The sequence below is a fragment of the Kitasatospora sp. NPDC056783 genome (genome assembly GCF_042789895.1).
Lineage (GTDB): Bacteria > Actinomycetota > Actinomycetes > Streptomycetales > Streptomycetaceae > Kitasatospora.
Window position 1 is genome coordinate 1 of the sequence record NZ_JBHUAF010000428.1, and the last position, 7,113, is coordinate 7,113.

A 7,113-nucleotide genomic window follows, 5' to 3' on the forward strand; every position below is an offset into this window, starting at 1 on the left:
GGTTCGAGCAGCAGGGCGCGCACCGCCTCGCGCCAGGTCATCCCGGTCACCGTCTCGACCAGGCGCCCGGCGGCGACGTAGCCGGCGTTGGAGTAGGAGAAGTCCGTCCCGGGCGGGAAGAGGGCGTCCTCGGCGGTGCACACGGCGGTCAGGTAGCGGGCCGCGGTGGTCCGGGCGGCGGCGTCGGAGTCCGGTCCGGTGGGCAGTCCGCCGGTGTGGCCGAGGAGGTGACGGATCGTCACTTCCGGAAGCTGCCGGAGTTCCGGCAGGTACTCGGCGGCCGGTTCGTCGAGGTCGAGGTCGCCGTCCTCGGCGAGCAGCATCACCAGCGCGGCCGTGTAGGGCTTGGTGAGCGATCCCACCGGTACGGCGGTGTCGGCGGTGAAGCGCTCCCCGGTGCCGATGTCGGCCACCCCGGTGTGCAGGGCGACGGTCTCCGAGCCGGTGTCCAGCACCAGTTGGGCACCGGGCACCCGGTGGGCGCGCGCGAGTGTGTCGAGCCGGTCCTGCAGTTCGTCGCGCAGGAGGAGGAGCGGCACCCGCTCACGGGCGGGCGCCGAACTGGGGTACGGCATGGGCGGAAGCTCCCGTTGACTGGTTCTCTGCTGCCGCCGGCGCGCGGGCGCCCGCGGCGGAATTACGGATTGGGGTACGACGCGACGGAAGAATTCCCGGCCGCGGTCGTCGTGCGGCGCGGGTCGGCGCGCACGGAATCGACCGGAGTGCCGGGCGGAACGGAGCCGTTCGGCGCCGCTCCCACGCGTCCGGAACGGACGGTGCGAATGCGACCGGAATTCCACGCCGCTCGAACTTCGGCGGGTCCTGGAACGCCGCACGGTGACCGGCGAACGGCTGAAAACGCTTACCCCGCCCGTGCGGCCGGACAGCATCCCGACCCCCGCCGACCGGCCACTGTCCCGGCCCCGACCTACGTGGCTGCGGTCCCCGGCATGCCCTTCCCCCTTGTGCACAATCCGCGCCATACGAACGCCCGAACGACGAACGCCAGGACGGCGAACGCGCAACAGTCTTCACCGCCGGGTCAGCCGATCGCAACCCCTTCCGATTGAACGGAAAGCGACCGCCCACAAGTTCCAAGGTAATCGGAACCACAAAATCCCAGGTGCGACTCCTGAGCATGCCTGGAGCACCCGGGGAAGATGAGAATTTCTTTGGCCGAAACTGTGACGTTCACATCTTCCGAACATGTCGAACAGGCATTCGCGGAAATGTTCGAGTGATTTCCCGGACGCCTGTGACGGCTGTGATTCCCGTGCCGGAAAGCGACAGGAGTGGAATCAGCCCCCGGACGTCAGCAGCCCCAGCGCCGCGTCGACGATCGACCCGGGAGCCGGGTTCACGTCCAGCGCGGCGCCCCGCTCGCCCGGCTCCAGTGCCTCCAGCGCGGCGAGTTGCGAGTCGAGCAGCGAGATCGGCATGAAGTGGCCGGCGCGCTCGGCGAGCCGCTCCGCCAACAGGTCGTGGTCACCCGTCAGGTGCAGGAAGAAGGCGTCCGGAGCGGACTCCCGCAGGGTGTCCCGGTAACGCCGCTTCAGCGCCGAGCAGGTGACCACGCCGCCGGTGCCCGCCGCCTCCCGGTCGGACAGCCAGCGCCCGATCGCCCGCAGCCAGGGTTGGCGCCGGGCGTCGTCGAGCGGGATGCCGGCCGCCATCCGGGCGATGGAGTCCGGCCGGTGGAAGTCGTCCCCGTCCGCGAAGGGGACCGCGAGGCGCCGCGCGAGCAGCCGCGCCACCGTCGACTTGCCGGTGCCGGCCACCCCCATCACCACCACGTACGGGCGGTCCGTCGCACGGGACATCGGCCGCCCCTACCGCTGCCGGGGCGGCGGCCCCTGCGAGCCCGCCGGATACTCCTCCAGCGGCACCAGGTCCCGGTCCCAGGCGGCGAGCACCGGCTCCAGGACCCGCCACGCCTCCTCGGCCTCGTCCCCCCGGATGGACAGCGCCGGATCCCCGTTCAGCACGTCCAGCAGCAGCCGGCCGTAGGCGGGCAGCTCCTGCGGTTCCATCCGCGCGGTCAACGAGACCGGCGCCAGCTCGTGGGCGCGGGCGCCGATGCCCGTCACGTCCAGGACCAGCCCCTCCGGCTCCAGCTCGAAGCGGAGCACATTGGGCAGCGCCTCCCCGTGGTGGCCGAACGGCAGGTGGGGCACCGGGCGGAAGTGCACCGCGACCTCCTTGCGGTCGGTGCCGAGCGCCTTGCCGCTGCGCAGCCGGAACAGCGTCCCGGACCAGCGCCAGCTGTCCAGCTCCAGTTCCACCTCGGCGAAGGTCTCGGTGCGGCGCTTCGGCGCCACCCCCTCCTCGTCGACGTAGGCGGGCACCTCCCGGTCCCCGATCCGGCCGGGCAGGTAGCGCGCCCGCCGGGTGCGGTGCACCACGTCCCGCTCGGCCAGCGGCCGCACGGAGCGCAGCACGTCCACCTTCCGGTCCCGCAGGTCCCGTTCGCCGAGGGTGATCGGCGGTTCCATGGCGACCAGGCAGAGCAGCTGGAGCAGGTGGTTCTGCACCATGTCCTTGAGCGCGCCGACGTGGTCGTAGTACCCGGCCCGCCCCTCCAGTGCCAGGGTCTCGTCCCAGACGATGTCCACCCGCTCGATGTGGGTGGAGTTCCAGATCGGCTCCAGCACCCGGTTCGCCAGCCGGCTGCCCAGCACGTTCTGGACGGTCGCCATGGCCAGGAAGTGGTCGACCCGGAACACCGCCCGCTCCGGCAGCAGATCGGCGAGCAGCCCGTTCAGCCGCTGCGCGCCGGCCAGGTCCTCGCCGAACGGCTTCTCCAGGACGATCCGGCTGCCGGCCGGCAGGCCCGCCGCGTGCAGCGCGGTGATCACGGACGGGAAGAGGGCCGGCGGCAGCGCGAGGTAGACCGCCACCGGACCGTCCCCGGCGACCACGGCGGCCACGTCGGCGGGGCTGGTGACATCGGCCCGCAGGTAGCGCAGCGAGGCCACCACCGCCTCCCGGGCCTCCGCCGGGTGGTCGCCGCCGTGCCGCTCCAGCTGGGTGGCGGCCCACTCCCGGTAGTGCTCGGCGGGCCAGTCCTCCCGGCTGGCCGCGGTCACCTCCAGGTGGTCGCCGACCTGCCCCGCCGCCCTCAGGGCGGCCAGCGCCGGCAGCAGGAAGCGGGCGGTCAGGTCGCCCGTCGCGCCGAGGACGGCGAGTCGGTCGATCATCCTCGCCCACCCGCCTTCGCCCGGGCCAGGCTCACGCCGCCGGCGATGATCCCGATGTGGCTGAACGCCTGGGGGAAGTTGCCCATGAACTCTCCTGTGGACGGGTCGATCTGTTCGGACATCAGCCCCAGCGGGCTCGCCCGGGAGCACAGCGAGGTGTACAGCTCCTCGGCCTCGGTGATCCGGCCCTGGCCGATCAGGTTGTCGACCAGCCAGAAGCTGCACAGCACGAAGGCGCCCTCGTCGCCGGGCAGGCCGTCCGGGGACTCCTCGTGCAGGTAGCGGTAGAGCAGCCCGCCGCCCGCCGACAGCCGTTCGGCGACGGCCGCCGCGGTCGCCACCATCCGGGGGTGGCCGGCCGGCACCACCTGGCGCAGCGGGAGCGCCAGCAGGCTCGCGTCCAGCGTGCCGCCGCCGTCCAGGTGGGCACTGAGGGTCCGGGCGTCCTCGTCCCAGGACTGCTCCAGGATGAGCCGGCGCAGCCGCTCGGCCGAGGCCCGCCACCGGTCGGTCCCGGTGGGCAGCCCGAGCCGGTCGCCGATCTGCGCGGCCCGGTCCAGGGCGACCTGGCAGAGCGCGGCCGAGTAGGTGAACACCCGGCCCTCGCTGCGCACTTCCCAGATCCCCTGGTCCGGCTGCCGCCAGGCCAGCTCGGCGGAGTCGGCCAGCCCCGCCAGGCCGGCCCACAGTCCGGGCTGGATCTCGCCGCCGGCCCTCAGCCACTGGTCCGCGCAGTCCAGGATCTCGCCGTAGACGTCGTGCTGGCGCTGGTCGGCGGCGCCGTTGCCCCAGCGCACCGGGGCGGAGCGCCGGTAGCCCTCCAGCTCGCCGTCCTCGATCTCGTCCGGCACCGGGCCGCCGCGCAGGCCGTACATGATCCGGGGCCGCCGGCTGGCCTCGAAGGCGTCCAGGACCCAGCCGAGGAAGGCGTCGGCCTCGCCGCGGAAGCCGATCCGGCGCAGCGCGAACACGGCGAACGCCGCGTCCCGGATCCAGCTGTAGCGGTAGTCCCAGTTGCGGACGCCGCCGACCGGCGCGGGCAGCGAGGAGGTGGGCGCCGCGACCAGCGAGCCGTTGGCCCAGTCGTCGCAGAGCTTGAGCGTGATCGCGGCCCGCCGCACCAGGGGTTCCTCGGGGCCGGCGTAGTCGAAGTGCCGCATCCAGCGGCGCCAGGCCTCGGCGGTGCCCTTCAGGGTCGCGTCGGCGTCGAACCGGTGGTGCCGGTGGAAGCGGCCCCAGGACAGCACCAGGTCCAGGCGTTCGCCCCGGCGCAGTTCGTGGGTGCCGCGCAGGCCGCTCAGCGGGCGGTCGGAGCGCAGGTGGAGGCGCAGGTCCGGGCGCCGGTGCGGGCGCACCTCCAGTCCGCTGAACAGGGCCTGTACCCGGGCGCCGCCGCGCGGTTCCAGCTCCGCCCGCAGCCGGACGGTGCCGTCCAGCACCACGGCGGAGCGGACGAGTTCGCCGCGGTCGGCGGGCGCGTCGTCGGTGAGGTCGGCGCCGGAGCGCACCGTCAGGGCGTCGGTGACCCGCACCAGGCCGGTGGGGCCGCGCAGTTCGGTGATCAGCACGCCGGTGTCCGGCTCGTAGCGCTGCCGGGCTTCCACCAGGTCCTCCGGCGCGAGGGTGAAGTGCCCTCCCCGCTCGTGGTCCAGCAGGCCGCAGAACAGCGGCTCGGAGTCGAACCGGGGCAGGCACATCCACGGGATGGCGCCGTCCAGGCCGACCAGGGCGGCGGTCGTGCCGTTGCCGATCAGGCCGAGGTCCTCCAGCGGCGGGTAGCCCTGCCGTCGGCGGACCGGCCGGAACGGTGGATCGGGATCGTGCATGCCGCCTCGTTTCCTCAGCGCCGAAGGGGAGCCGCTCGGAGGGGAGCCGCTCGGATGGAGCCGCTAGAAGGTGATCATCACCTTCACGACGTCCTCCAGCTTCTTGTCCGACACCTCGAACGCCCCCGCCCGATCTCCCTCATCACGAAGGCCTTCACCGGCCGGTCCTTCCTGCCCTCGCACCACCGCGACAGCAGTACGGATCGATGCGGCGCCCGCCCCGGCGGCCGGTGACCGGCCGCGCGGCCGACGGCTCCCACGTTCCCGGCAATGGCGCCGCCGCGCGATCCGGCCGCTCCGGCAGCGGTGCTTTCCAGTGAAAAACGCGCGGGCGCCGCCGCTCCCCCGCCCGCGTGCCCCTGCCGGGGCCGCCGGGGGGCCGGCTGCTAGCGTCTGACGGCGTACCGGCGGAGCGATGGAGGTCGCAGTGGTGGACAGGGACGTGGCGCGGGCCTTCATCGGGTCGTTCACCTCGGCGGGCGGGCCCGGGATCGTGGTCGCGTCCGTGGATCCGCGCACCGGGGCGCTCACCGCCGCCGGCACCGTCTCCGCCGCCAACCCGTCCTACCTCGCCCTCGGGCGGGCCGACGGCGGTCCGGTGCTCTACGCCGTCTCCGAGACGGCGCCGGGCGCGGTCACCGCCTACGACGTCACCGGCCCGGTGCCCCGCCCGCTCGGCGACCCGGTGCCGGTGGACGGGGACGAGCCCACCCACCTGAGCGTCGCCGGGGGGCACCTGCTGACCGCCAACTACGGCTCCGGCAGCGTCAGCGTGCTGCCGCTCGCCGCCGACGGCGCCCCGCGGTCCCCGAGCCAGGTGCTGCGCCACGAGGGCAGCGGGCCGCACCCGGAGCGCCAGCGCGCCGGGCACGCCCACCAGGTGCTCCCCGACCCGTCGGGGCGCTGGGTGCTCAGCGTCGACCTCGGCACCGACTCGGTGCGGGTCTGCGCCCTGGACCCGGCGACGGGCACGCTGACGGTGCGCGCGGAGACGGCGCTGCCGCCCGGCACCGGCCCCCGGCACCTGGCGTTCCACCCCTCCGGCCGCCACGTCTACGTGCTCGGCGAGCTGCGCCCCGTCGTGACGGTCTGCCGCTGGGACGCGGCGGCCGGGGCGCTCGAACCGGTCGCCGAGGTCCCGCTGCCCACCGGCGGAACCGAGGGGGCCGACGGCGCCGAGGGCCCGGTCTCCCCGTCGGCGCCGGTGGTCTCCGCCGACGGCCGGTTCCTCTGGGCGGCGGTGCGCGGCACCGACAGCATCGTGGTGCTCGCCCTCGACGGGACGGGCGAGCGGGCCCACGTCGTCACCTCGGTGCCGTGCGGCGGCCACGGGCCGCGCGACCTGGTGCTGGACCCCTCGGGCACCCGGCTGTACGTGGCGAACAAGCGCTCGGGCGACGTCACCTGGTTCGACCTGGACGGCACGGGCGTCCCCCGACCGGCGGGCTCGCTGGCCGTCCCGGCGCCGTCCACCGTCCTGTTCGCCTGACGGCGGCGCCCGGCGGCGGTCCGCTCACTTCTCCTCGTCCCGGACCACCACGACCGGGACGGTGGCGTGCCGGGTGCAGTGCTGGGCCACCGAGCCCAGCAGCATCCCCGAGAAGCCGCCCAGGCCACGGCTGCCGACGACCAGCAGTTCCGCTCCCCGGGCCGCCTCGACCAGGGCCCCGGCCGGGGTGCCGTAGCGCACCTCGGTGCGCACCTCGACCGGCGGCGTCCCTCCCACCGCCCGCTCGACGGCCCGGGCGGCCTCCTGCCGTGCCCGGCCCTCCAGCACCCCCTCGTCGGTGGCCGCCGGGGGGAACCAGCCGCGCGCCCCGTGGTACGTCGGGTACTCCCAGGCGATCACCGCCACCACCGCGCTGCCGGTGAGCTCCGCCTGGCGCACCGCCCAGCGCAGTGCCCGCTCGGACGACTCCGAGCCGTCCACCCCGACCACGATGCGGCCCTTGCCCTCAGACCGGTCGGCCATGTCTCCTCCTCGACTCGACGGCGGCGGAGGATCGCACCGGTCGGTGGTCCGCCGTCACCGGGCTCGGTGTCCAGCCTCGGGCCGACCGACCCTGGTGCGCAGTCCGGCAGGTCCGGAC

6 protein-coding genes are annotated in these 7,113 nt (G+C 74.5%); 1 reads left to right on the forward strand and 5 read right to left on the reverse strand.

Annotated features, from left to right (window positions below; genetic code table 11):
- From ACFRMQ_RS35855 to ACFRMQ_RS35870, 4 genes are all read right to left on the reverse strand, one after another.
- On the reverse strand, positions 1-575 hold a 575-nt coding region (locus ACFRMQ_RS35855; protein ID WP_380735004.1), incomplete at its 3' end, for a serine hydrolase domain-containing protein.
- A gap of 723 nt (positions 576-1,298) precedes the next feature.
- Entirely contained in the window at positions 1,299-1,820 is a 522-nt protein-coding gene (locus ACFRMQ_RS35860; RefSeq protein WP_380735005.1) for a gluconokinase, read from the reverse strand.
- A gap of 9 nt (positions 1,821-1,829) precedes the next feature.
- Positions 1,830-3,197 carry a glucose-6-phosphate dehydrogenase gene (locus ACFRMQ_RS35865; RefSeq protein ID WP_380735006.1) on the reverse strand — a complete coding sequence of 456 codons (1,368 nt, stop codon included), beginning with the start codon at positions 3,195-3,197 and terminating at the stop codon, positions 1,830-1,832.
- Positions 3,194-5,023 (reverse strand): glycoside hydrolase family 15 protein, encoded by a 1,830-nt coding sequence (locus tag ACFRMQ_RS35870; RefSeq protein WP_380735008.1) that lies wholly within the window; start codon positions 5,021-5,023, stop codon positions 3,194-3,196. The genes ACFRMQ_RS35865 and ACFRMQ_RS35870 overlap by 4 nt, the downstream gene beginning before the upstream one ends.
- A gap of 415 nt (positions 5,024-5,438) precedes the next feature.
- Between ACFRMQ_RS35870 and ACFRMQ_RS35875 the strand changes: the two genes are divergently transcribed.
- Positions 5,439-6,512, forward strand: coding sequence for a lactonase family protein (locus tag ACFRMQ_RS35875; protein ID WP_380735010.1), 1,074 nt, complete (start codon positions 5,439-5,441; stop codon positions 6,510-6,512).
- A gap of 24 nt (positions 6,513-6,536) precedes the next feature.
- Here the strand turns inward: ACFRMQ_RS35875 and ACFRMQ_RS35880 are convergent, their stop codons facing one another.
- Positions 6,537-6,995 (reverse strand): universal stress protein, encoded by a 459-nt coding sequence (locus tag ACFRMQ_RS35880; protein ID WP_380735011.1) that lies wholly within the window; start codon positions 6,993-6,995, stop codon positions 6,537-6,539.
- Positions 6,996-7,113 lie beyond the last annotated feature (118 nt).

Bases quoted from the DNA above. Each gene is read 5' to 3' on its own strand.
- ACFRMQ_RS35860 (WP_380735005.1), bottom strand. From the start codon at position 1,820: ATGTCCCGTGCGACGGACCGCCCGTACGTGGTGGTGATGGGGGTGGCC.
- ACFRMQ_RS35865 (WP_380735006.1), bottom strand. From the start codon at position 3,197: ATGATCGACCGACTCGCCGTCCTCGGCGCGACGGGCGACCTGACCGCC.
- ACFRMQ_RS35870 (WP_380735008.1), bottom strand. From the start codon at position 5,023: ATGCACGATCCCGATCCACCGTTCCGGCCGGTCCGCCGACGGCAGGGC.
- ACFRMQ_RS35875 (WP_380735010.1), top strand. From the start codon at position 5,439: ATGGAGGTCGCAGTGGTGGACAGGGACGTGGCGCGGGCCTTCATCGGG.
- ACFRMQ_RS35880 (WP_380735011.1), bottom strand. From the start codon at position 6,995: ATGGCCGACCGGTCTGAGGGCAAGGGCCGCATCGTGGTCGGGGTGGAC.